23 protein-coding genes and 1 riboswitch are annotated in these 25,360 nt (G+C 50.4%); of the genes, 5 read left to right on the top strand and 18 right to left on the bottom strand.

The features are described from left to right. Positions 1 to 13: 13 nt before the first annotated feature. From IRJ25_RS02735 to IRJ25_RS02710, 6 genes are all read right to left on the bottom strand, one after another. Positions 14 to 1,249 (bottom strand): GAF and HD-GYP domain-containing protein, encoded by a 1,236-nt coding sequence (locus IRJ25_RS02735; protein ID WP_269317744.1) that lies wholly within the window; start codon positions 1,247 to 1,249, stop codon positions 14 to 16. Between the two features lie 124 nt (positions 1,250 to 1,373). After that, positions 1,374 to 1,838, bottom strand: a complete 465-nt coding sequence (gene ribH, locus IRJ25_RS02730) for a 6,7-dimethyl-8-ribityllumazine synthase (protein ID WP_074036107.1) — start codon at positions 1,836 to 1,838, stop codon at positions 1,374 to 1,376. Next, a complete protein-coding gene (locus tag IRJ25_RS02725; RefSeq protein WP_074036106.1) occupies positions 1,835 to 3,019 on the bottom strand; it encodes a bifunctional 3,4-dihydroxy-2-butanone-4-phosphate synthase/GTP cyclohydrolase II in 1,185 nt (394 codons plus the stop codon). The genes ribH and IRJ25_RS02725 overlap by 4 nt, the downstream gene beginning before the upstream one ends. Beyond that, positions 3,019 to 3,660, bottom strand: a complete 642-nt coding sequence (gene ribE, locus IRJ25_RS02720) for a riboflavin synthase (protein WP_214690585.1) — start codon at positions 3,658 to 3,660, stop codon at positions 3,019 to 3,021. The genes IRJ25_RS02725 and ribE overlap by 1 nt, the downstream gene beginning before the upstream one ends. Further along, on the bottom strand, positions 3,660 to 4,724 hold the full coding sequence (gene ribD / locus IRJ25_RS02715; RefSeq protein WP_269317743.1) for a bifunctional diaminohydroxyphosphoribosylaminopyrimidine deaminase/5-amino-6-(5-phosphoribosylamino)uracil reductase RibD: 1,065 nt from the start codon (positions 4,722 to 4,724) through the stop codon (positions 3,660 to 3,662). The genes ribE and ribD overlap by 1 nt, the downstream gene beginning before the upstream one ends. Before the next feature lie 152 nt (positions 4,725 to 4,876). Continuing rightward, a riboswitch (FMN riboswitch) is annotated at positions 4,877 to 5,019 on the bottom strand. Between the two features lie 80 nt (positions 5,020 to 5,099). Beyond that, a complete protein-coding gene (locus tag IRJ25_RS02710) occupies positions 5,100 to 5,912 on the bottom strand; it encodes an undecaprenyl-diphosphate phosphatase (RefSeq protein ID WP_074036102.1) in 813 nt (270 codons plus the stop codon). 452 nt (positions 5,913 to 6,364) lie between these two features. Here IRJ25_RS02710 and IRJ25_RS02705 point away from each other — a divergent pair, with 452 nt between their 5' ends. Further along, positions 6,365 to 7,006 carry a homing endonuclease associated repeat-containing protein gene (locus IRJ25_RS02705; RefSeq protein ID WP_074036101.1) on the top strand — a complete coding sequence of 214 codons (642 nt, stop codon included), beginning with the start codon at positions 6,365 to 6,367 and terminating at the stop codon, positions 7,004 to 7,006. A gap of 45 nt (positions 7,007 to 7,051) precedes the next feature. Here the strand turns inward: IRJ25_RS02705 and IRJ25_RS02700 are convergent, their stop codons facing one another. After that, positions 7,052 to 8,731, bottom strand: a complete 1,680-nt coding sequence (locus IRJ25_RS02700) for a sensor domain-containing diguanylate cyclase (RefSeq protein WP_214690582.1) — start codon at positions 8,729 to 8,731, stop codon at positions 7,052 to 7,054. Between the two features lie 288 nt (positions 8,732 to 9,019). Continuing rightward, positions 9,020 to 9,850, bottom strand: coding sequence for a DegV family protein (locus IRJ25_RS02695; RefSeq protein ID WP_269317742.1), 831 nt, complete (start codon positions 9,848 to 9,850; stop codon positions 9,020 to 9,022). Between the two features lie 161 nt (positions 9,851 to 10,011). On the opposite strand from IRJ25_RS02695, the gene IRJ25_RS02690 reads away from it, so the two are divergent. The 3 genes from IRJ25_RS02690 (at position 10,012) to IRJ25_RS02680 (ending at position 13,854) form a co-directional block, all read left to right on the top strand. Then, complete coding sequence (locus IRJ25_RS02690) at positions 10,012 to 10,710, top strand: ABC transporter ATP-binding protein (RefSeq protein ID WP_074036096.1); 699 nt, start codon at positions 10,012 to 10,014, stop codon at positions 10,708 to 10,710. Positions 10,711 to 10,722: 12 nt separating this feature from the next. Further along, positions 10,723 to 13,044 (top strand): ABC transporter permease, encoded by a 2,322-nt coding sequence (locus tag IRJ25_RS02685; RefSeq protein WP_269317741.1) that lies wholly within the window; start codon positions 10,723 to 10,725, stop codon positions 13,042 to 13,044. Positions 13,045 to 13,128: 84 nt separating this feature from the next. Continuing rightward, complete coding sequence (locus IRJ25_RS02680; RefSeq protein WP_078147418.1) at positions 13,129 to 13,854, top strand: hypothetical protein; 726 nt, start codon at positions 13,129 to 13,131, stop codon at positions 13,852 to 13,854. Between the two features lie 207 nt (positions 13,855 to 14,061). Here the strand turns inward: IRJ25_RS02680 and IRJ25_RS02675 are convergent, their stop codons facing one another. The 7 genes from IRJ25_RS02675 to pulA form a co-directional block, all read right to left on the bottom strand. Further along, positions 14,062 to 14,388 (bottom strand): thioredoxin family protein, encoded by a 327-nt coding sequence (locus IRJ25_RS02675; RefSeq protein ID WP_214781865.1) that lies wholly within the window; start codon positions 14,386 to 14,388, stop codon positions 14,062 to 14,064. 20 nt (positions 14,389 to 14,408) lie between these two features. Next, a complete protein-coding gene (locus tag IRJ25_RS02670) occupies positions 14,409 to 15,260 on the bottom strand; it encodes a DegV family protein (RefSeq protein ID WP_078147420.1) in 852 nt (283 codons plus the stop codon). A 125-nt stretch (positions 15,261 to 15,385) separates the two neighbouring features. Beyond that, complete coding sequence (locus tag IRJ25_RS02665) at positions 15,386 to 15,805, bottom strand: RDD family protein (protein WP_269317740.1); 420 nt, start codon at positions 15,803 to 15,805, stop codon at positions 15,386 to 15,388. 14 nt (positions 15,806 to 15,819) lie between these two features. Then, complete coding sequence (locus IRJ25_RS02660) at positions 15,820 to 16,896, bottom strand: nitric oxide synthase oxygenase (protein WP_214690577.1); 1,077 nt, start codon at positions 16,894 to 16,896, stop codon at positions 15,820 to 15,822. Between the two features lie 97 nt (positions 16,897 to 16,993). Further along, a complete protein-coding gene (locus IRJ25_RS02655) occupies positions 16,994 to 17,158 on the bottom strand; it encodes a hypothetical protein (RefSeq protein WP_269317739.1) in 165 nt (54 codons plus the stop codon). Further along, positions 17,146 to 17,346 carry a hypothetical protein gene (locus tag IRJ25_RS02650; protein ID WP_269317738.1) on the bottom strand — a complete coding sequence of 67 codons (201 nt, stop codon included), beginning with the start codon at positions 17,344 to 17,346 and terminating at the stop codon, positions 17,146 to 17,148. The genes IRJ25_RS02655 and IRJ25_RS02650 overlap by 13 nt, the downstream gene beginning before the upstream one ends. A 141-nt stretch (positions 17,347 to 17,487) precedes the next feature. Further along, on the bottom strand, positions 17,488 to 20,409 hold the full coding sequence (gene pulA, locus IRJ25_RS02645) for a type I pullulanase (protein ID WP_269317737.1): 2,922 nt from the start codon (positions 20,407 to 20,409) through the stop codon (positions 17,488 to 17,490). A gap of 178 nt (positions 20,410 to 20,587) precedes the next feature. Between pulA and IRJ25_RS02640 the strand changes: the two genes are divergently transcribed. Further along, positions 20,588 to 21,724: a GGDEF domain-containing protein gene (locus IRJ25_RS02640; protein ID WP_269317736.1), complete on the top strand. Its 1,137-nt coding sequence runs from the start codon at positions 20,588 to 20,590 to the stop codon at positions 21,722 to 21,724. A gap of 24 nt (positions 21,725 to 21,748) precedes the next feature. On the opposite strand, the gene IRJ25_RS02635 is transcribed toward IRJ25_RS02640, so the two are convergent. From IRJ25_RS02635 to IRJ25_RS02625, 3 genes are all read right to left on the bottom strand, one after another. After that, positions 21,749 to 22,318, bottom strand: a complete 570-nt coding sequence (locus IRJ25_RS02635) for a hypothetical protein (protein WP_269317735.1) — start codon at positions 22,316 to 22,318, stop codon at positions 21,749 to 21,751. A 63-nt stretch (positions 22,319 to 22,381) separates the two neighbouring features. Continuing rightward, positions 22,382 to 24,040, bottom strand: coding sequence for an FAD-dependent oxidoreductase (locus tag IRJ25_RS02630; RefSeq protein WP_269317734.1), 1,659 nt, complete (start codon positions 24,038 to 24,040; stop codon positions 22,382 to 22,384). A gap of 14 nt (positions 24,041 to 24,054) precedes the next feature. After that, positions 24,055 to 25,341, bottom strand: coding sequence for an arsenic transporter (locus IRJ25_RS02625; protein ID WP_269317733.1), 1,287 nt, complete (start codon positions 25,339 to 25,341; stop codon positions 24,055 to 24,057). Positions 25,342 to 25,360 lie beyond the last annotated feature (19 nt).

The raw sequence follows: 25,360 nt of genomic DNA, 5'->3' as shown, positions 1-25,360 counted from the left end.
GGACGTCTCCTTTTTAGTGTGCTTTAAATGTCTGATCGAACATAATGGCGATTTCTTCTTGATGAACCAGGAATAATTCGAACAAAGTCGGGTCGAACGCTCCTTCCATGTCTCGCATCGCAAGAATCGCATCCTCATGAGTATAGGCCGGTTTATACGGTCGGACCGTCCGTAGTGCGTCATAGACGTCGATGATGGTGACGATTCGAGCCGCGAGCGGGATGTCTTCCCCTTTCAGTCCTTGGTTGTACCCGGTGCCGTCCCAGCGCTCGTGATGATACAGTGCGATGTGATAGGCCATTTGAATGAAGTAATTCTGAGGGAACTGTGTCTGCAAATCCTTCAACACTTCGCCGCCGACACGCACATGGTCGCGCATGAATACCCATTCCTGGTCGGACAGTTGATTCGCTTTGAGTAAGATTGCGTCCGGAACAGAGATTTTGCCGATATCGTGGAGCGGTGCCGCGAGACGGATTCCTTCGATGAAGAGCGGTGACACTTCCGGATGGTGATGATCGTATAAAATCGTCGCGAACAGCGTCGACAAATCCTGCACCCGCTCGATATGGTTCCCCGTCTCGTTGTTACGGAGTGCGGACAAACGTAACAGCGTGCGGACAAGCCCCTCTTGATAATCGATCAATTCTTTTTCACGCTCGGCGAGGACCCGCTGCGCTTCTTCCCGCCCGGCCTCGATGCGGTGTCGCTCGACCGCCCCGAGCAGCGCATTGCTGAAATCTTGTAGCGCCTGTTGTTCGTACTCCGTGTACGTCCGTTCCGAGACGACGGAATCAAACCCGACAAATCCCTGACACGACTTCCCTTGCATCATGGGGACCGCGAGCAAACTTTGAATCGCTTGCGGTTCTAAGATGGCGCGGACGTCGCTCCCTTCAGGTAGATCGGCGACCCGTGGAATATACATCGTCTCACCCGCCACATGGATATTCACCCACTCGGGCAGCACATCAATCGGCACGTCTTGAAGATTGTCCATTTCAGCCGTGATTCCTTCGGCGCACCATTCGAACGTGTTATGGCAGACTTGATTCGTAAAATCGTAATCGAAGACATAGACGCGGTCGACCGCGAAATAATGTCCAAGTTCGGCTAGCGATTGGTCAACCCGCTTTTTGAAATCCGCAATCTCTGTCGTTAAAAAGCGATTGAGGAGTGACGAAAGCAGGTGATGGAGTCGCTCTTGTTGTTGTAACTGTAACGTCAATGATTCGTGCGAAGTTGCCATGTGCCAAACCTCCCTTATCGTTCAAATACATGCATTCGTTCCATGCACTTATTTTACCCATTTTTCAGTTTTTTCATCCTAGTTCAACCATTTGAAAAACCGGGTGATTGTCACCCGGTTTTGATTAGACTTGCTTTAACAGATTGGCCATCTCGATGGCAGAAGTCGCCGCTTCCCACCCTTTGTTGCCTGCTTTTGTTCCTGCACGCTCAATCGCCTGTTCAATCGTCTCCGTCGTCAACACGCCGAAGATGACCGGGACTTCGGATTGATAGCTCGCCTGGGCGATCCCTTTTGCCGCTTCGTTACAGACGTAATCAAAATGCGGGGTCGCACCACGGATGACGGCTCCGAGCGTGATGACCGCGTCGTATTGTTTGCTCATCGCCATTTTTTTCGCGACGAGCGGGAGTTCAAATGCTCCTGGGACGAAGGCGAGCGACACATCCTCTTCCTTCACTCCATGACGTTTCAAGGCATCCTTCGCCCCGTCAAGCAGACGCATCGTGATCAAGTCGTTGAACCGTCCGACGACGATTCCAATCTTTAAGCCTTCTCCAACTAAGTTTCCTTCAAATGTATAGGTCATGTCCATGTTCCTCCAATATGATTCATTTTGAGTTGTTTCGTCAGGCGATACGATTCGTTTGCTTCATGCGCACCGACATGAATCGGAACGCGTTCGACGACTGTGATGCCACATGATTCCAAGGCATCGACTTTATCGGGGTTGTTCGTCATGAGCCGGACACGGGTGACGCCAAGATCACGAAGCATCGCCGCGCTCACCCGATAGTCCCGAAGGTCCGGATGAAACCCGAGTGCCACGTTCGCCTCGACCGTGTCCAATCCATTCTCTTGAAGGGCGTACGCCTTCAGTTTGTTCAACAGTCCGATGCCTCGCCCTTCTTGACGCATATAGAGCACGATGCCCGATTCCTGCTCGATTCGTGCCATCGCCGTGTCCAGTTGCGGACCGCAGTCACATCGGAACGAACCGAAGACGTCACCGGTCAGACATTCGGAGTGAATGCGAACGAGCGGGACCTCCTCAAGTGTCTCCGTCACGAGCGCCACATGCTCTTCACGGTCCATTCGATTCTCATACCCTATCATGCGAAACGTTCCTTTTGAGGAAGGTAGGGACACGTCCGCAACACGTGTGACGAGGTTCTCCTCCATATATCGGACTAACGCTTCGATAGTGATGAATGCCAACCCGTGGCGTTCAGCGACTTGTACCAAATCAGGTACGCGTGCCATCTCCCCGTCCTCTCGAATGATTTCACAGATGACCGCGACCGGCTCACTTCCTGCGAGTCGCGCCAGGTCAACAGACGCTTCGGTATGACCTCGGCGAACGGAGACGCCTCCCTTCTTCGCAATGAGCGGGAACAGATGTCCCGGACGTTGAAAATCGGATGGATGGGACGATGGGTTCGCTAACTCACGAACGGTGTGAGACCGTTCACTCGCCGAGATACCAGTCGTCGAATCGATATGGTCGACACTGACCGTGAAGGCGGTACCGTGTGGGTCTGTACTGTTCGTCACCATCGGCGCGAGGTCGAGACGAACTGCCACTTCTTCTGCTACGGCGCTACAGACGAGTCCTTTCCCTTCCGTGATCAAAAAGTTCATCGTTTCCGGTGTCATCTTGTCACCGAGTACGACAAAGTCCCCTTCATTCTCACGGTCCTCATCATCCACGACGATGATGGGACGTCCTCGTCTCAGTTCCTCAACCGCCCGTTCAATCGAATCAAACATTACCATCCCGCCTTTCCATATCCTTGTTCCGCCAAAGACTCGAGCGTCATCTTCGACTGCCCGACGACCTTTTCCATATATTTTGCTAACAGATCACATTCTAAATTGACTAAATCACCCGTCTGTTTCATCCCAAGCACGGTCTCGCTGTATGTGTGTGGAATCAAGGACAGGGTAAACCCACGCTCTGACACGTCAAACACAGTCAAACTCGTTCCATCTACAGATATCGAGCCTTTCGGGACAATGTAGGAAAGGAGCGCGCGGTCACACTGGATATCAACATAGACCGCATTCGCGAGAGGACGTTTCTTCGTGATTCGCCCGACCCCGTCGACATGACCGGATACGAAATGTCCGCCAAACCGTCCGTTCGCCGGCATCGCTCGTTCGAGATTGACAGGTGTTCCAGGCTTGACCCCATCTAGACTCGATGCCTTCAATGTTTCTGGCATGACATCGACAGAGAACGTCGCGTCATCGAACGTCGTCACCGTGAGACAGATCCCATTCACGGCAATGCTGTCCCCGAGCTTCACATCCTCAAGCACTTTCACAGCGGACAAAACGAGTCGTAAAGATGGTCCGTTGCGCTTGACCGCTTTGACCGCTCCGATTTCTTCTACGATTCCCGTGAACATCAGAGCGCCCCCTTTCGAAGGACGACTTTCAGGTCGGGTCCAATCGTTTCGACCTGATGAATCGTAAAACGGGATATCCCATCGATCGTCCCTTCCTGCTGTGAGCGATAGACGCCATGCTTCCCACCGAACATCCGTGGTGATTGATAGGCGACCCATTCATCCACGTAGTCTCCGTCAAGAAGTGAGGTGACAAGCGTCGGTCCGGCCTCGATCAACACACGCCCAATCCCATTTGCGTATAGCGTCTCAAGAACCGTGCCGAGTGACGTATAATCGAATAATTCGATACCGACGGCTTGAGCTCGTTCACGTCGTTCTGCCTCATCTGACGAAGTGAAGAGGAGCACCGGGACGTCTTCGGCGGTACGTGCTAACGTACTAGCGAGCGGTAACCTCAGGTCACGGTCGAGCACGACTCGTTTCGGCTGTCGCGTCACGCGGTCCAATCGAACCGTAAGCGATGGGTCATCCGCGAGCACCGTTCCAATCCCGGTCAAAATCGCATCGACCGTGGCACGAAGTTCATGCACATCACGACGGGCTTCCGAACTCGTCACCCATTGACTCTCCCCCGTCTCTAAGGCAACTTTCCCATCGAGGCTCGTTGCCGTCTTCAAGATGACGTATGGTCGTTTCGTCTCAAGCGACCGCAAAAATGCCGGATTCAAGGCACGCGCCTCTTCTTCAAGCAGACCCACATCGACTTCGACACCGGCCGCTTGCAGGCGCACGATCCCATTGCCTGCGACGAGTGGATTCGGATCTTTCATGGCGACGACGACACGTTTGATGCCCGATTCTACAATCAAATCGGCGCACGGCGGTGTCTTACCGTGATGCGAGCACGGTTCGAGCGTGACATATAAAGTCGCCCCGGATGCAGCCGCACCGGCCATTCGAATCGCATGCACTTCAGCATGTGGTTCGCCCGCATTAAGGTGGGCACCCATTCCGACGATACGTCCGTCTTTCACGAGAACGGCACCGACGAGTGGATTGACACCGGTCTGTCCATCGGCTGATTTCGCCAATTGAATGGCCTGTTCCATGTACTGTTTCATCGTTCTCCCTCCTTTTTCCGTACAAACAAAAGACCCTAAGGAGCAGTCCTTAGGGTCTTGGTGGGAGGGTTTCGTCGAATTTTGGCAAGCCAAATAAACGTTTTCTATACAGAAAAGCGTACGACGAAGCACAGGTCACGTGGACCTGTTTTTTGTTCCTTCTCCCATCCAGACTATACTGTCGGCTCTAGAGTCTCACTAGATCCACCGTTCGCACACGTGCGCCCGGGTCACGGACTTAGGGCATAGGCCCATCACCGCCGGTTGGGAATTTCACCCGACCCCGAAGGAATATTTGTTTGTACAGGTTTACTGTATCGCAATTGTTTTTATTTCGCAAAACAAAAAACGCTACTCGTGAGAGTAGCGCCTCGATTATGCGAGAAAGAGGACGACGAGAAGCCCGACAATCCAGCAGTAATATGAAAAATACTTCAATTCGCCTTTTGCCATGATGTGCTGGAACCACTTCAATGAAATGGCCGTCAACACGTATGATGCGATAAATGCCAAAAGGAGCGGACCGAACAAATCACGCGTGTCTGGGTTTGTGAACAACGTCGGACCGTCCAAGATCATCGTCCCGAGACTAATCGGAATGAACAGGAAGAACGAGAACCGAAGCGCGGATTCCTGTTTGATTCCGAGGAGCATCGCCATAACGATAGTCGCTCCGGAACGGCTGATCCCAGGAATGAGCGCCACGGCCTGAGCAAGTCCGATCAATACGGCGTCACGTAGCGTAATGCCACCGTCGCCCTTGTTTCCTCGCATATTCCGGATGAACCAGAGGGCGAGTCCCGTAATGATGAGTGTATAGCCGACTGTCGCCACGCCACCGAGCACCTCGGCGATCCAGTCACCAAACAGGACACCGAGCACACCGGCCGGAACGGTCGCGACAAGTAACAGCCCGATGAACTTCACGTCGACCATCGTCTCATCCGAACGGTCTTTCTTAAATAAAAACGTCCACAAACTCATGATGAGACGAACGACGTCTTGACGATAGATTGTTAAAACCGCAAGAAGCGATGCAAAGTTTACGAAAACTTCAAATGACAATCCCGGCAAGTCAATGTTAAATAGTTCTTGGAAGATGACAAGATGTCCGCTCGATGAAATCGGGATGGGCTCTGTGAACCCTTGAATCAATCCAAGTAACGTATAAAATAACCAAACTGTCATAGTGATGATCCTCTTTTCTGTTTTTCACTCAATGCGGCTATTTTAGCAGAATCGGTCTTTCATTGACCAGCCATTAAAATTTTTTTGCCGTAATTTCAATATTTGATTGATTAGTCTGAAAATTAAATTTATTATAGAAGGGTACTCATCTGGAGCGAAGGCGATGACCCCAACTCTCCAGCTGGGTACTTTTTTATAAAAATATTACAAATTTGGGTGATTAAAACTTTATGTTTACATTTCTCTCGAAATTCGATTTAATTTGTAATAGAACTGTTACCATTTTTTGAAATTATCAACTGCGACTTTAGTCCTATCCAATTCCTAGGAATTGTTTAAAATTTTTCAAAATCACGTTAATAAATCCGAAAAACAATCCGATAGTATGATTGTAGGAGCATTTTTTTATCTTTGTCGGTTCAGATTTGAGTCCATGGAAGGAGGAACCATCATTGAATCAAACGCTATCCACTAAATCCCATCACTTGTCTACCGAACAGCAAAGGATGATCCATTGCATTCGTCTTCTCGGGGACTTGTTGAAGGAACGTCCACGCCGTTCTGTCTATCGCCGCTTCGCAATGGAACAGAATTGGCCGTCTCCTGAGTCGATCATTCGTCAGTTCGGGTCATGGGCTGAGGCACTTGCCATCGCAGGCTATGAATGGCATGGAGAGTCAACCGTCGAATTGCCAGACAAAATGCCGAAGTATACACGCGAGGACATCATCGAGACGCTCGCCATTTATTCGCGAGACATGGGCTCGATCATCACCTTGAAGAAGTATCAGCAATGGCGAAAGCTCCATCCGAAGGCACCGAGCCATTATCATATCGTCAAGACGTTCGGTTCGTGGCATGATGCCTGTGCCGAGGCAGGACTTGAGGCGAGTGTGACCTATTCGAAAACAGAACTCTCGAACGCCCTTCGTGAAGCCATTCAGGAAATGGGCTTCTCGCTCTCATTCGAAGCTTACCGTGAATGGGCAAAGCGCAACAACAAACCTTCAACGAAAGCGATCTTGCATCGCTATGGCTCCTGGTCAGCCGCCGTTCATGCGGTTGAATCTGAACTTTATAATACGAACTCATAATCATTTCATACGAAAGGAGGATCCACCATTTTGGGGATCCTCCTTTCATCTGACCTCTGTCGACAGATCATGATAGTGGGCGACACGATCTCGCCCGTTAAATTTCGCCCCGACATACATGGCCCGGTCCGCATGTCGCAAGACTGTATCGAGGTCTTCATATTCATAAATCGTTTCAATCCCGATACTCGCCGTCACCGTGATGCGCGTGCCTTCTGTCCCAAAATCATGGCGCTTCAAGGCGTTTCGTATCTTTTCACCGACCAGATTGGCGGCCGCCTCATCCATTCTCGGGAAGACGAACACGAACTCTTCGCCTCCGTAGCGCGTCACCAAGTCCGTCGCTCGAACATTGCGAGTAAAGAGTTGACCTGCTTCAATCAACACCTCGTCCCCGAATGCATGCCCGTATGTGTCATTGATCGATTTGAAGTGGTCCAAATCGATCAAGAAAACAGAGAGCGGATAGGACGCCACATCGTTCAAACGTTCTTTCGTCCAACGTCGTAGTGCCCGCTGATTATGTAATCCCGTTAACGGATCTGTCAAACTCTCGTGTTGCAAACGTTTGCGTTCATCGATGCGTTCGATTGACCAAGATAACGTCTTGAGGAGGCGGTTCACTTCAACCGCAATCGGAGTTTCGTATGCCCCGTTTGCCGTCGTCGATACCATGCAGCTGACCGCCGTCTCCGCTCCCCAAACGGGTTGGATGACGAGCGCCGAATGGTGTAGTTCCTGTTGGTTTCGCTGCAATTCAGGATGCCATTCATGGAGCGAGTCATAGACGAAACACGGTTCGTCCTCATCATGATACCGTTCAATCGTGAAGGCATCCGGCACACTCGGGATGACGCGACCGGTCATATCATAAAACGTCCGCTCCCCTTTTCGATTGACCTGTAGCCAACCACGCTCCACTTCGACGATATCACGTAGACCGTTCCAAAACTTTTCAATCAACAGTTGCTCGCTGTCCACGCGGTACAGCTGTTCTTTCAAGCGTTCGACTTGATCGACTCTCGACTTGGTTTCTTCCGTCTCCGTCGCTTTCGACATCGTCATCTTTAGGACAGATAGTACGAAGAACGTGACGATGAGTCCGACATAACCGAAGACGAGATACGACTCGATGGCAATCATCGAGAACAAAAGCTCGAGTGACACGACGAGCCAATCAAAGCGAATCAATCGCCACATAATCGGGAACGGGATCCGTTCTCCAACCATGAAGTAGGATAAAGCAAAACTCATCGTCAAGACGAGGAACAAGGTGCCTAAAAACGCCAACATCGCCACGCCTTGTTGCATCAAATGAATCGGCTCTCCGATCCGTCCACCGAGAGCGATATAGGCGAGCCCCGGCAACAGAACGAGCAGACATTCAATCACCGTGTTGAGCGGATAGAAATGAAGGAACCGTCGTCGCCCGACGCGACGATTGAAGGCTCGCGCCTGAAACGTGAAGAGGAGCAATTGCCCCATCAACAGTGCGGGCGCCAGTCCGTATAAAAAGAATGTGATAAAGACAAACATCTCATGGAACGTGAAGTGAAGATGCCTGCGCTTTAAAGGATTCATGACGAACAATGCCCCAAGCGTATAGATGAACCAAAACAACGGCCAGTCGAACGCCTCAAGGTTCTGGAAAGTCAAATACGTCACTCCCGTGAAGACGAGCGTCCACGCGAACCAGCTCCGAACTAGGTACTTCCGAAATCGCATCGTCTTCCCCCCTTTTCTCGTTCATTTTTTCTAGTATGACCCGTAATGCAAAAACATTCCAGCAATTGTTTGAAAGTTGAGACAATGAAATATTGAAATGATTCCCAATTTGATGTTTCGCTTTTCTAGATGTCGGCAACAACTTGGATAAAGGGGGCTAACCATGGACTTTTCTCTATTTCTGATCACGTTTTTGATCATCTATTCGCTCACTATCACACTTCTCTATTTGCGGAAACAAAAGAATACGTAAAAGGGCGATCCTCGTAGGAGGACCGCCCTTAATCATTATTTCGCTTTCAAATAAGAAATTCCAATTGACCCGGATCCCGTATGCGCCCCAAGAAGTGGTGCGAGTGTATCAACTCTGACCGGAATCGTGTCACCGAGTTGTTTTTTCCACTCCTCAGCAAGCTCAGGGACATTTCCGTGGAAAATCGAGACGTCCTGACATTCACCGGACTCGATTGCCGCACGTAACACTTCGAACAAATGGGCTTGTGCTTTCTTGTATGTGCGGACCGTTTGATACGGGACAATCAAACCGTCTTCGAATCGAAGTACAGGTTTCAATTGAAGCATGTTCCCGATGAGCGCCTTCGATTTAGAGATTCGACCGCCTTTTTGCATCTGCGTCAAGTTTTGAAGCGTCAATTCGATGCGGACGTCCTCGACGCGCTTCTTCATGTATGCTTCCACGTCTTCAAGCGCATCGCCTCTTTCGACGCGTTCAATCAACTCCTCGAACATGAGTCCCATCGTATAGATACCTGCCCGTGAATCGAAGGCGAGCAACTTGAACTCCGCAATCTCAGCCCCTTGAACGGACGCCGAATACGTCCCACTCAGGTCAGACGATAGGTGAATCGCGATGCCCATATCGTACTCTTCTTTCAATTTTTCATAGAGTGTGACGAAATCCCCGATCGCGGGCTGACTCGTCGAGACGCGCTCTCCCGCGTCAATCCACTCGTAAACCGTTTTCGCATCGACTTCGATTCCATCTTTATACGGCTGGTCCCCTTTGACGACATAGAGCGGGACAATGTGGATGTCAGGATGTTGCGCTAATGCATCTGGAAGGACAATCGTACTGTCCGTGATGTAAGCAATCTTCATAAAGAGTTCTCCCTTAAAAAAAGTTTTTAGTACCTGGTTATATTATTTTATCACAGGTGAAGCGGTTTCACTATTTTTTCAAAACATCCTATGTGTAGCTCGTCCAATCACTTCTCGAAAAGGGTATACCTTAGATAACAAATAAAGGAGGCGTGTGTGGCATGATCGAACTACGGAACGTCAGCAAAATCTATAAGACAGGCGACGTGGAAACGGCCGCCTTGAAAGACATCGACCTCACCATCCGGGATGGCGCGTTCGTCGTGATCCTCGGTCCAAGCGGGAGCGGGAAGAGTACACTGCTCAACGTCATCAGCGGACTCGACACGGTCACCTCAGGTAAGATCACGTTCGGCGACACCGTGCTGACCGACCTATCCGTCGATCAGATGACTGCTTTTCGACGCGACCATCTTGGCTTCATTTTCCAACAATACAACCTTCTTCAAAACTTGACCGTCTATGAGAACGTACAAATTGGTTCTGACTTAACGAAAGACCCGCTGCCGATTGATGAATTGCTCGAACAAGTTGGGCTCACAGCGGCACGTGATAAATACCCCTATCAACTATCGGGCGGTGAGCAGCAACGTGTCTCCGTCGCCCGCAGCCTCGCCAAAAATCCCGCCATCATCTTTTGTGACGAACCGACGGGCTCACTCGACGAGGAAAATTCGAAGAGAGTACTCGAACTATTGGAACGATTGAACAAGACGTATCAAAAAACAGTCGTCGTCATCACACACAATAATGGAATCAGTGAGATGGCGGACGATGTCATCAAGATGAACTCCGGTCGAATCGTGGAGGTGACCCATCATGAGACCCGGGTCGCGGCACGTGACATCCATTGGGGATAAGGGGGTGGCGACATGCTGTATAAAAACGTCTGGAAGACATTAAATCGGAAGTGGATGCAACTCCTCGCCATCGCCATCATCATCGTCATGAGTTCACTCACGTACACGATGATGTTCTATGGCATCAGTGGAATCGAGGTCCCGACTGAAGAGTATCTGGAAGAATCGAATCAGGAAGACTTTGCGATTGACATGCTCAATCGGGTGACGGAAGAGGAGTTACGCGACCCCGCTATCGCCACGCTCGCGGAAACAGGAACGTTCACATTGGCTGACATCAAACAAGCCGATGCGGAAGTCTTCAATCGTCTGATCGCATCGCGAATCGCTGCCGTCGAACAGGAGATGCCGGATGCTACGATTGAACTCCGTGACTTAAAAGCCATCACCTACACGTTCGATGATATTGAACATCGGGGATTGATCGTCAAAGAATCAGACACGATCAACCGCTCCTACCTCGAAGCCGGTGATCGACCGAGCGCGAATGACGAAGTCGCCCTCAATAAAAAATATGCAGAGGAGAACGGTATCGACATCGGAGACACAATCGACATCGGCAAACCGTTCACGGTGAGTGGATTTGTCTTTTTTCCGGACTATACGCTCCCACTCTTCGATGATAACTTCTTCAACTTGGACCCTGGTTCACAGACCCTCCTCTTGATGACGGATGAATCGTTCGAAACATTCATCGGGCAAGAGTCTTTCCGACTGTCCGGGGTGACCGATCAAGCGATCAAGACCGACATAGACCTCCCGTTTGTCGTCTCGGTCATGGAGACGGAAAATATTATCCGAAGTGGTGCCATCTACAGTGAGATTTCATCCGGCAAGGCGATGGCGCTCGGACTCAGTCTCTTTATCGTTTCTATCGCTGTCATCATCGTCGCCATCCTGATCTCGAATATGCTCGAGGCGGAACGAGGACAAATCGGACTGTTGAAGGCGATTGGTTATAGTCGTCGGCAAATCGCATCGCCTTACTTGGTGCTCATCTTGGTTTTCGCATTCTTTATGCTCATCATCGGTTATTTCCTGGGGCTTTATTTCGCGAACCCGTTGAAAGAACTCTATCTCGACTTCTATCTTTTACCGTCCATCACCATCGCCCAAAGTCCACTCGTGTTCGTGACAGCCGTGTTCGCCCCGCTCCTCTTCTTTGCGCTCGTTGCAGGAGCTGTCATCTATAAAATTATGGGTGAGAGCGCCCTTGCCCTCTTGTCACCACGGGACAATGTCTCATTGAATCGACTCAGTCGACTTGTCAGTCGCCTGTTGAGACGGGCGAGTGGCAAGACGAAGTTCAAATATTTGTATGCCGTCAAGAGCACGGGGAGTTTTCTCATCTTCTTTCTCGGGATCCTCTTCTCGACGATTCTCATCGTTTTCGCCCTCATGATGAACGGCGCCGTCGACCGTATGACCGTTGGCGGATTGAACGAAGCGGTGTATGAATACGAGGCGTATACAGACGGGACACCGGTTTTAGAAGCGGGACAAGAACCGTTCCTCACCTATCCGTTCGCCTTTGTCGAAGATAACCTGATCACCTTGAAGGGACTAGACTTCGACAACACCTTGTTCCCACTCCAAAACGAAGATGGGGATGTGTTGACAGTTGAACCTGACGGCCTTGTCGTCTCCTCCTCACTCGCGCTAAAACTCGGCCTCGATGTGGGTCAAGACATCGATGTCGCACTCGACGGGGACACGTTGACCTATCCCATCATCGGGATTGCCGATGAATTCTCCGGGGATTTCGCCTACTTGCCCCGGACGACGTTAAGTGAACTACTCACGGACGGGGCGACGGATGACCTGTTCAACGGCATCTATGCGACGGAGCGTCCGAGCGGATCCGACTATCTGACCATCCTGTCACGTCAAGGGTTGATCGATCAGTCCGAATCGATCAATCAATATATGAATTTCATGATGAACGTCTTGATTGGCGGGGCGTCCCTCATCGCTTTCAGCATCCTGTTCGTCTTGACGGCACTGACGGTCGAGAAGAACTATTACGTCATCTCCTTGTTGAAGGTGATGGGATATGAGAAACGGGAAGTCCGCTCCATGATTTTGAACAGCTACTTCATCTATGCGCTCATCTCTGCCCTCTTGAGCATCCCCATCGCCCTGTTGACGCTTCGGGTCATCATCGTCGTCTTTGCAGAAGATTATGGACTCGTGCTCCCACTTGAATTCGAATGGGTCTATATCGTCTATACGCTTGGCGCTGTCGTTCTCCTCTTCTTTATGAGTACGTTCATCAGCCGCCGAAAAATCGATCAAATCCCACTTCAGGAAGTATTGAAGACATATCAAGAATAATTCATGCCAAAATAGGGCATAATAAGAGATAGACCAGGTCTCTCCTGAGGAGGGACCTGACTTTTGCAGAAAAGGATGATATACATGAATCGTACACAAGTTATGCTCGCCATTCCCGGAAACTGGTCTTCCGCAGAAGGCGTCAGCGAACAAATCAGTTTACATAGTGAAGGCTACACGATGGCCGGTCTGTTATTGCTCGAAGATGAGACAGGCAAGGCGTTCACCGTTGAAGTCGTGGAACGTGACCCAGCCCTCGCCGAGGCGATGCTTCACGCGAGTTCTGGCGGATTCACACCGAAAGTGGCGAAAGGAATCGCTCGTCACACGCATGTCGTCTACTTGATTGTCGACGTCAACGATTTGACAGACGTCGCCGCGGCGCGCCGTGCCGCCAACGCCGTCTTGAACGCAGGTGGACTCGGGGTCATGGTCGAGTCAGCTGGTGTCGCTTACTCGAAAGACGAGTGGCAAGAGTCAAAAGAAGAAGACCTCGCACTCGACTACTCGCTCCTCACGGCCATCACAGAAGAAGAGAACGCCTATATGTCATGGGGAATGAAAGCGTTCGGTCATGCGGACGTGGCCGTACCGATGACACTCGACATTGAAGATGCCATTCACGTGATTCATTCGTTCAACTTCCACCTCATCTCCGGTGGCGCGATGTTCGGCGACGGCGACCATTTCGCCTTCGAGGACGGGCGTGCCTTCACGGTCGAGATGGGAGAAGACGAGCGGACGACCATCGACAACTTATTGCATAACCCGTTTGGCTTGATTTATCTCGTCCCACAAGCAGCAGAATAAGAAAGAGGCTGGACATAACCCAGTAGATTCATAAGAAAGAGGCCTCCGTGAGCGAACAAGTCGCTCACGGAGGCCTCTTGTCATTTTTATGGGTTCGCGCACGCATTTCGGACTAAAAAGAGGGGTCCTGCCACCGAAAATCGGTGACCGGTCCCCTGTTTTTATCACAAATCTTTAAAATCGGCTAGTTATGTTCCAGCCTCCTGTTCACGCTCGTCTCATTTCTTGCATGCGTTCGAGTTGATGCGTCAGTTCGCCGATTGGCACGAATCGTGCCCGACGGAGCATTTCTTTCCCGTTGATGAAAAAGAGGACGACCGGAACGGTGAAGATGGAGAAGGCGCCTGCGACTTCCGGCACCTCGTCCGAATCCACCGCGACCGCCTCAATTTTCGGAAACTGATGGAGCATCTCTTCGATTTGAGGTTTCAGCGCATGACAGACACTGCATCCCGGATGTGACACGTAGACGAGCAGCTGTTCCGTGCTCGCAATCCGTTCATTCAATCCAGTCAAGGTTGTCATTGCTTCCATCTTACATTCCTCCTACTTGATTAAGCGTTGAGCCACAAGACACCGACCGTCTCGAATCCTGCATGTACCGCAATCGAAGGACAGAATCGAGTCCGTACGACTTCGAGACCTGGTAGTTTCGACTCGATGAGTGCGACGAGGTCATCTTGCATATTCGGTGCGAGAGCCGTCTGAACGAACACCCGGTTGTCCTTCACACCGTTTTCCGCATGACGACGTTCGAGTTCACCGACCATCTCCGCATAAGCCTTCTTCAATGAACGGGCCTTTTTGAACGGGATGACTTTCCCCGTCTCATCGAGGGTGATGATCGGCTTGATGTTCAAGATGTTCGCAAGGAACATCTCACCGGAAGAAACGCGACCGCCTCGGCGCATCGTTTCCATGTTTCCAATGATCATGAAGAAGTTCTTCTTATCGCGCCATGCTTCGAGAAGGGCGACGATTTCCTCTACTGACTTGCCTTCAGCTTCAGCGGCCTTCCCGATTCGGACGAGTTCTTGTTGCGCCTCGAGTGCGGCATGCGAGTCGATGGTATACACGGTAAAGTCAGCCGCTTCGGCAGCTGCTTTCGAATTTTTCGCCGTACTGCTCAATCCATTCGAGCAATGGACGGCGATGGCACAATCATATCCCTCTTCTTTCAAGCGTTCGTAGCGGGCGATGAAATCTCCGAAGATTGGTTGTGACGTCTTCGCTTCTTTCTTTTGGTCAATCATATACCGATGTAGGTCTTCGAGAGAGAGTTTGGTTTCACTATAGCCGTTCCCGTCCACGATCAATTGAATCGGAACGATATCGACACCGAGACTTGCTGCCTCTTCTTGAGAGAAGTTGGCCATACTGTCGGTAATCCATGCGATTTTTGTCATAACTAAAAAGCCTCCAATAGTCGTTCATTTTTGTCCAATCCCATTATACCTTATTTCCCGCCGCTATTCCTACTCGACCGAACGGGACGAAAAAACAGAGCGACACACGGTCGCCCTGCTCCTCTTCATTTGGTCGAGATCAATTTTGTATGGGCGAACTCATCATGCGGCAACTCGAGGTCTTTATTCGACTTCATCTGTTGAAGTGCACGGATGAGCGGAATCCCAAGCGTCGCCGGGTAGACGACGTCTTTATAGAGTGTTCGTTTGACGACTTGCTCCAGTGAAAGCGGGCGTCCGTCCGTACTCACGACTTTAATTCCGACGACACGGTCTCCTAGCGTCTGACCGTTTTGATACAACATACAATACACTTCTCCGGCCATCGTCACGACGGTCGGTAAGTAATACCGTTTTACTTCTTTGTCTGGCCAAATCTTTTGACGGACGGCCTTTTCAATCAGTTTTGCCGGTGTCTGAAAGACGAGTTGGTCGATTTGACCAGCGACGGCTCGTTTCCAAAGTGGGACTGCCACAGCAATCATCCTTTCTCTCGGTTCTAGCCTTTCAATTCCTCTTTTACCAGCTGACGAAACCCTGAGAACGGACATCCACTTCTAGCAAACAGGTTCGGTGTCTTGATCTGATTGTCGTAATGCTCGTGAAAAACGTGCGTCGTCGCAGGAGAGAGAGGCGGGATGAGCCAACTCCATTGCCCGGTGACGTCACGCCCCGCGTCCCGTTCGTTTTTTTCGAACCGCTTGAACTGTTTGGCAGCCGTATGGTGGTCGACAATGGTCACACCTTCCCGCTCGAACGATTGCAGGACGGCGATGTTCAATTCGACGAGTGCCCGGTCGCGCCAAAGCGACCGCTCTTTCGTCGTATCGAGCCCAAGTGACCGTCCGACGAGCGGCAACAAATCATAACGGTCCGTATCGGCCAAATTCCTTGCCCCGATTTCCGTCTCCATATACCAGCCGTTAAACGGGACCGAGGTAAACCGTAGACCTCCGATCTCTAGTTCCATATCCGCAATCGCTGGGACTGCGTGCCATTTGATGGTCCGTCCGTCAAACAAGTCCACATCCTCGTGCCGAATGTCCACCTCAAGCACGGCCTCACTCGGCAACTCAAACAAGCGGACGTCTCGCCCGTCCGTGATCATGAGCGGGAGGATATCGAACGGCGTGCCGGCTCCGACCCATCCGAGTTCTTTCGCGCGCTTCGTCATCGTGACGGACATCGGGTCTCCGATGATTCCGTCAGGTGTCTCATATCCCGCGTACCGAATCAATTGTGTGTTCAATAGTTTGAACTCGTTCGGAAGAACCGTCATCGTCGAACGGATTTTTCCGCCGTTCGTGGCGAACCGAAGGTGGTCGACAAGATGGGTGTAGACAGCCTCAAACGTATCGGCGTCCCGTGCGTCAATCACATGGAGTGTCTGCCAAAACAAGCGGCCGATGCAACGATTCGAATTCCGCCACGCCACCTTGGCACCCTCACACAACTCTTCCGTCGTCAATGAATAGGTGCCCGTGCGCTCAATTTCATCTTTGATTTCTCGGAGGCGTTCGGAAGGGTCGTCATGCCATTGCCGCATCCAGTCGCTCGCTTGTTCATACAGATTCATATCTAAGGTCTCCTCACTCGATTCTCTCTTTCTCCATCTTAGAGAAAAGGAGACCCCTGTTTCAACTATCTATTCTCACAGAAGACAAGTCGGGTACTCAAGACCGCTCTGGCTGATGGACGAGTTCGATGTAGTCGGTGACTTCTTCGTTTTCGCTCACTTCCTGCTCGAGGGCGGTCATTTGCGCTTCGATGGTCGGACTTGATTCGTATTCGGCGGCATATTGATCTAACACATTCGTCACTTCGGTCATTCGACACAAGCGGACAGCAGTCCCATCTTTTCGTTCAAATCGATTAGTCGACCTTTTGTATCGAGTACGTAAATGGCATCCGGATACTGTTCAATCAGGAGCGAGTTCACATGGAACGGGGGAATCCGTCCAGTTGACAATAGATCCGTGACGTCACCATTGACGCGATGAATCCATTTTTGAAAATCGCCATACAATCTCTCCTTTCGAAAGAGATGGAAGTTTCAAATGGAAGTTCTCGTGTTCATACAAAATAACTAGTTTGTAAAGAATTAATTACCAATTAACCATAATTGTTCCATTAGAAAACCCCACTCGTTTCAAAGTGGGGTCAATGATTATTTCCGTTCGAGGACGAACGTCTTGTATGCAGGCACGCTTACTTTTCCAGTCGCACGCTTGATTGTCTTCGTTCCGGCACGGTCGCCATCGACAATCACGTTCCAGTTCCCTTTTGGAAGGCTGACTTGGACATTCGTCGGGTTGGCGTTATGCGTGATGAACAAGTCGTTCTTTTGACCCGGTGCATCTTCGTCAATCGTGTACGTGATGACGTTCGCTTCCGCTTTGTGGAACGTCAAGAATCGTTTCACATCGCTCGCTTTTGTCATCCGAAGACCTGGGTTGGCTTTACGCATCTCAATCAAGCCTTTCATGTATTGGACGTCTGCCTTCCGGTCGGCTGCCCGTTTCCAATCGAGCTGGTTGATCGAGTCCGGTGATTTGTACGAGTTGTGGTCGCCTTCCTTCGTACGCATGAACTCTTGTCCGGCGTGAAGGAATGTCGTCCCTTGGCTCGTCAAAATGATGCTTGAAGCGAGTCGGTGCATCTTCGTCTTGTTCACTTCAGATGCGATCGGGTTCGTCAACTCCAGCTTGTCCCATAACGTGTGATTGTCGTGGGCCTCAACGTACGTGATGGCTTGCGTCGGTTCTTTCGTGAATCCTTTAATCGTGTCGTTATACGCGATCTCACCGACGATTCCCGTCTTCACGCGATTTTCCATGCCTTCTTTTCCGTTGACGAATCCTTTGTCCTCATCGAAGAAGACGCTGCCTTTCAAGCCGTCACGGATGTTGTCATTGAAGTGGGCGATACCCGGCATGTCGTAGGCGTTCTTTTGATTTGCTTTTAATTCAGCATCGAGCGGCGTACCGAGGTCCCATCCTTCTCCGAAGACGAGAATCGACTTGTCGACTCGATTCAACTCCGAACGAACTTTGTTCATCGTGTCGACGTCATGGATTCCCATCAAGTCGAAACGGAATCCGTCCCAATGATACTCTTTTGCCCAATAGACGACAGAGTCGACGATCAGTTTTTGCATCATCGCCCGTTCAGATGCCGTATCGTTTCCAACACCTGTACCGTTGGCGAAGTCACCACCTGCTGTGTAACGGTAGTAGTAACCCGGTACGATTTTGTGCAAATTCGACGCCTGCGCATCGAACATGTGATTGTATACGACGTCCATGACGGCACGTAAATTGTTGTCATGTAACCCTTGAATCATCTGTTTCATTTCCATGATACGTACTTTCGCATCGTAAGGATTCGTTGAATACGACCCTTCTGGTGCATTGTAGTTTTTCGGGTCATATCCCCAGTTGTACGTCGCCATCGGATTCGTCTCATCGACGGAGGCCGTGTTGAAGTCATAGACCGGAATGAACTGAACGTGTGTCACGCCGAGATCTTTGACGTGGTCGAGCCCCGTCTTCGTTGCCGTTTTCTTTCCGTCAACGAGAAGACGCGTTCCTGGTTCGATGACACCGAGATACTTTCCTTTGTTTTGGATGCCTGAGTCGTATTTGTCCGTCTTCACATCAAAGATGGAGAAATCACGGACATGCGTCTCATAGATGATCGCGTCAGTCGATTGTTTCAACTTCGGTTTCATCGAATTCCAACGTTTTGGATCTGTCTCTTTCAAATCGACGATGACACCTTGGTCACCGTTCACGCCGACAGCCGTCGCATACGGATCGACCGCACGGACCTTCCCTGTCGCATGGGTCACTTGGTACGTATAACCGATGCCGTCCAGGTCACCACGAACTTCCGCCACCCACGTGCCGCGTTCACCGCGCTTCATTTGAATCACTTTCTTCATATCTTTGTCGTTCGTCGGTCGGTTCGTCGGCATGTTCCACAGTTCGAGCTCGACTTGTTGAGCCGTCGGTGCCCAGAGGACAAACTTCGTTTTCGACTTTTGGTACGTGACACCGAGTTTACCGTCGTATGCATATTTCGCATCGAATTCTTTCGAACGAAGAACTTTGCCGGCTTGGAGCGTCTGTTCTCCGAACTCAGGGTGCGAGGCTTTGATGACTTTCGCTAAATCGATGTCTGTTTTGAATTGAATCGTCACCGACTTGTCGCTAGCTTTTTCAATCGATTCCACCGTTGCCCCGTCTACGCTCAATTCATCGATGAACGCATCCGTGATGACGCGATTCGTTGTGAGTGTCGCTTGACGGAACGTGTCCGCCGAGAACGAGACAAGTTTTGGAGAGCGATCGATTTGTGGCTCTGAATAGTAGATTGTCGAATCTCCTTCAACGAGCCAAATCTCTTTCGCAGTCCCGAGAACGAATCGGTCTTCCCCATCCTTCTCCGTCCATTCTCCTTTTTTCGTGATCAAGCCCATGAGTTTCTTCGATTCCGGGTTGGCGAGTTTCACGTTCGCGACGGCACCGAAATCATCAGCCTCATCGAAGGCGATGCTCTGCCCGTCCCCACCGTCCGGCCAAGCCCAAAGACCCCAGTCCGTATATGTATTGTCGTAACGGAAATAATGAACTTTCATATCGATTTCCATCGAAGCCGTCTCCCCGTCCGGGTTCGACGTATAGATGGTCGGATCGCCCGACTTGATCCACACTTCGGCGACGCCATCTTGAATCATATCGCTTGTGATGAAGCGGTCGTTCTCAGAACCTTTATCTTTGTCCCAATTATCCGTGCGGACGATGAGACCGATTTTTTCAGGTGAATCGACTGGGAATTCGTAAGCCGCCACCTTTCCGAATGCATCTTCCCCGTTGAATGTGAAGCCTTTGTTCGGGAAGTAATCTGGGCCGTTCGCCCAAAGCCATAAGTTCCAATCCTTTTCGTTATCCGGCGCCTCTTGATAATGGACGACGACAAGCGTCGACTTCCCTTTATCTAAAGCGGACGTCGGCATCGGAAACATTGACAGAATCAGTGCAAACGTTAGCACAACTGCCCATACGGGTTTCCATTGCTTTTTGACCATGAGGGTCCCTCCTTGTAGCACTATTTTGAGAAAACGCTTACACAGAAATTGTAAACGGTTTCTTTTAGTGAAGCAATGTTATTTTAGTAAAGTAGAGCACTAAACATCTTTCCTCCACAAAAGGGATTGCTTTCCGTGAGTTCAACCTGTATATAGAATTTAAGAAGGAAAAACTTAATTGCTATCACTTACAAACTTAATTAATAACCTAATTGCCAACGCGAGCCTTTTGCTCGTTGGTCTATATCTGATCTCACGTTTTACCAAGCTCGGTTTCACAAATAAATTACCGATTCGGCGTCAGATGACCATCTCCATCCTCCTAGCAGGACTCTCTATGATCATCACGCTTCATGGTGTACTTTGGAACGCTCAAGCGGACTTTCAGTATGGATTTGTCCCACTCATCATTTCTGCTTTGTACTTTGGGATATCTGGTCTGCGTATCACGTATGTGACGAGTATTATCCTACTTCCGTTTATCGTTCCCGGAGAAATACTACTTCTGATCACACTCCTAGATTATTCCGTAGCAGCTGGAACAGCATTTCTGTTCTTACGAATGCGCGAACGGATCCAGCCGACACAAGATATTCGAATCGTAAATATGATTAGTCTTACGTTCATTGCACTCTTCTCTATTCTCAACATGACGAACTATAAAGAGCCAAGTGCATATTTTATAACACTCATCTGGTTTTTATTCATCGGTTACGCGGCAGGATTCTTTTTGCATATCGTGTATGGTGGCATACGAAAAATCGAACGCTCTGAACGTCTTATCACAAAATATAAAGAAGCGGCTTATACGGATACATTAACGGGGTTAGGTAATAGAAGACAGTTTGATGAGGAAATGAAACGCGTCGATGAAGAAGTGTTCACGTCGCCGAACGAGATTGCGTTGTTGTTAATCGATATCGATCACTTCAAATCAGTTAATGATACGTATGGACACGATGCGGGTGATGCAATTTTAGTCGAGCTCGGTCAACGTCTCTCTGGAATCGCGCGAGCAGATGACATGGTCTGCCGAAACGGCGGAGAAGAGTTCTCTGTTTTACTTGCCGACTGCAACCTTTCGCAAGCCATGTCGATTGCGAATCGCTATTTGACCGAAGTTTCGAAACAACCGTTTCAATTACCTAACAGATCGACGCTTGAGGTCACCATTTCAATCGGAGTATCGAGCACTTCTGAACGAAAGGTCGTCACGTCCGCCCAACTAATCAAAAAGGCAGACATCGGTCTTTACGTCGCCAAACGGAACGGACGAAATCAAATCGGCAAATGGAGTCAACAGAAAGCAAACTAACCTCTCACATTTGTGAGAGGTTTTTCAAAGTTTATTCCATTCATCGAGCGACTCCAAGTACCACCGATAGCTCATCTTGATTTCTTCATCTGTTAAGTCCGCTGGTAAGAGTGAACGTGGGACTAAACCTGTGAACTTGGCGCCTCCGACATGTGCAAAAATATAAGAGGCGACTTGCTCTGACATGTCTCTTGTCAAAAAACCGGTCACATACTTTCCATCCTTGCTCTCGAAGACGATGTCGAGTCGGCGACCTTCCTGTTCATCGATAATCAACTGGTTGTAAAGTCGATGTGCCTCATCTTTGTGCTTATATACCATCCCACGCCTCGCATTGTCATCAATCTCCCACTGATGGTCTTTTCTCTCTTTCGCCGTGAAGACTTTATCAAGCATTCTTGGGTCATCAATCGTTAAGCAACAAAAGATATGTTCATACGACAGTTGATCGTCGTTCACTAAGTCCATGATGTCCGTCTTCGGGATAATCCTTGCCTTGTAGCGTACCATGACACAACGGACGACTTCTTCTTTGTCAAAAATGAGCCACTGCTTCCGTCGCTCAAACTTCTCATGTAACATCTTATAATCCATCGACTTCACCTCACGTACAGCATATCAAAAGACGACGTCCGGCAGTTGCGGACGTCGTCTTGCTTAGTTCCCGTATTTTTTGAACAACTGATAATTCTTATTTCCACCTGACAAGTTGTACACATCGGTGAATCCGAGGTTACGGAGCACGTTCTGTGCCGCGTTGCCCGTCACGCCTCCGTTACAGTAAACAACGGTCGGTTTGTCCTTGTCCATGTCTTTCGCCGCTTCCCGAAGGTTACCGAGTGGGACGTTGACCGCACAATCGACACACGCCTTCTCGAACTGTGCTGCTTTCCGCGTATCGATGATTTGCATGTCTTCCCCGGCATCGATTCGTGCCTGAAGTTCGGCCGGCGTGATGAGTCGAGCCGCCTTGTCGATACTGTTCGAAAGCACCATCCCCGTATACATGACCGGGTCTTTCGTCGTCGAGAACGGTGGTGCGTAGGCGAGGTCGAGATGGAACAAGTCGTCCACTTTCGCCTTAAGGGTGATGGCCGTGACGAAGACGTCGATTCGTTTGTCGACTCCTTCAAATCCAACGATTTGGACACCGAGCAGTTGACGCGTCGCACGATCGGCGACCGCTTTAATCGTCATATCTTTTCCACCCATATAAGCAGGCTTATCCGGTTTCGTGTTATGAAGCACCTCGATATCGTACCCGAGTTCACGTGCTTCTTTTTCGGCGAGACCCGTTTGCGCGACGGCAAGCCCGAACACTTTGAAGATGCCCGTTCCGAGGATACCCCGATGTTCGAGGTGACCGCCCGTGATGACGTCCCCGGCGGTCCGCCCCATCTTGTTCGCTGTCGAACCGAGTGGACGCCAAATCGGTTTCCCAGTCACGATCGAGAAACTCTCCGCGACGTCTCCTGCCGCATAGACATCAGGGAGGTTCGTCTCCATCCGCTCATTGACGGCAATCGCTCCTGTCTCACCTAGTGTAACCCCCATCTGCATAGCAAGTTCGACGTTCGGACGGACTCCGACAGACAAGATGACGAGGTCGGTCTCAATCGTCTTCCCACTCTCCGTGACGACCCGTTCGACGTGTCCGTCACCGACAAGTTCTGTCACGGTCTCTCCGAGCATGAGCTCGATTCCGTTCTTCTCGAGGTGTTCCTCAACGCGACACGCCATATCCTTGTCGAGTGGTGGCATCACTTGCGGTACACGTTCGATGATGGTCACGTCCACACCACGAAGCTTCAACTGTTCCGCCATCTCTAGACCGATGAAGCCGGCTCCGATGATTGTCGCATGTTTCGGGTCTGTCGAATCGACGAAGGAGCGTGTCGCCTCCGCATGTTGGATGTTTCGAATCGGGAAGACGTTGTCCGACTTCACCCCTGGAATCGGTGGGATGATGCTCGACGCACCCGTCGCAAGGACGAGGACATCATATGAGTCCGTGAACGTGTCACCCGTCTCTAAGTTTTCAACCGTCACCGTCTTCGTGTCTTTGTCGACTGAAGTCACACTATGACGCGTCATCACGTCGATGTTGTAGCGCTTCTTGAAGAAGGCCGCATCGCGCGGTGTCAAATCGTCACGTGACTCGACTTCTCCCCCAACGTAGTAAGGAATCCCACAACCAGAGTACGAGATATCGTAATCTCGATCGTAAATCGTGATTTGTGCGTCTTCGTTATTCCGACGCGCTTTCGCCGCAACCGATGTCCCTGCAGCGACTGAACCGATGATGACTAGTTTCATATATAATCCACTCCTCAATAAAGTAATAAGCTGATGTATAGGCCGAGCAACGTGATAGCCAATGTCGGAATCGTCAAGATGATCCCGACTTTAAAGTACTGTCCCCATCCGATTTTGAGGCCTTTCGTACGAAGGACGTGGAGCCATAGAAGCGTCGCTAGCGACCCAATCGGGGTAATCTTTGGACCGAGATCGGAACCAATGACGTTCGCATAGATTAACGCTTCCCGAATCTGTCCGGTCGTATGCGTCAAGTCGATGGCGAGCGCATCAATCATGACGGTCGGCATATTGTTCATGACCGATGACAAGATGGCGGCCAAAAAGCCCATCCCGAACGTGGCACTGAAGCTGTTAACCGCGAACCAATCGATAAAGTTCGCCAATACTTGAGTGAGTCCGGCATTTTGTAAACCGTAGACGACAATATACATCCCGAGCGAGAAGAAGACGATGGCCCACGGTGCACCTTTGATGACTTGCATCGTCTGGACCGCTGACGAGCGGTTAGCCATCACGAGGAAGAACAAGGCGATGACACCCGCGACGAGCGAAACGGGGATCTCGACTAAATCACTCGTGAAGTATCCGATGACCAGTAAACCGAGTACAATCCAGGATAAGCGGAACATCGTATGGTCTTTAATAACGGACGAAGGTTCAGCCAACTGTGAGGCGTCATACTGTTTCGGGATATCTTTTTTGAAATAAAGGTACAACACGAGCAGACTCCCCGCGACCGCGAACACGTTCACGAACACCATCCGCGCGGCGTACTCGGCGAACCCGATGCCAAAGAAGTCGGCTGAGACAATGTTGACGAGGTTCGAGACGATGAACGGAAGACTCGCCGTATCGGCGATGAATCCGGATGCCATGACGTATGCCAAGACGACCATGTCCGGTAGTTTGAGAGCCCGGACCATCGCCAAGACAATCGGTGTCAAGATCAGCGCCGCCCCGTCATTTGCAAACAAGGCTGCGACGAGGGCACCGAGTAGTGTGATATAGACGAAGAGCTTCACCCCTCCACCTTTGGCGATTCGCGCCATATGTAAGGCAGCCCATTCAAAAAATCCAATCTCGTCTAAAATGAGCGAAATGATGATGATTGCGATAAAGGTGAACGTCGCGTTCCAAATGATGCCCCACACCGTGCCGACGTCGTCAAGATTGACGACGCCCGAAATGAGGGCGATGACGGCCATCCCCATCGCCGAGTAACCGATTCCGAGGCCTTTCGGTTGCTTGATGATGAGGAAAAGCGTCACAAGAAAAATTAAACTAGCAATCCACTGCACAATGTAATCCTCCAATAAT

The sequence above is a fragment of the Exiguobacterium sp. KJ 601 genome (assembly GCF_027161185.1).
Lineage (GTDB): Bacteria > Bacillota > Bacilli > Exiguobacteriales > Exiguobacteriaceae > Exiguobacterium > Exiguobacterium profundum.
The sequence above is the reverse complement of the archived record's forward strand: the minus strand, read 5'-3'. Positions and strand labels throughout refer to the sequence as shown.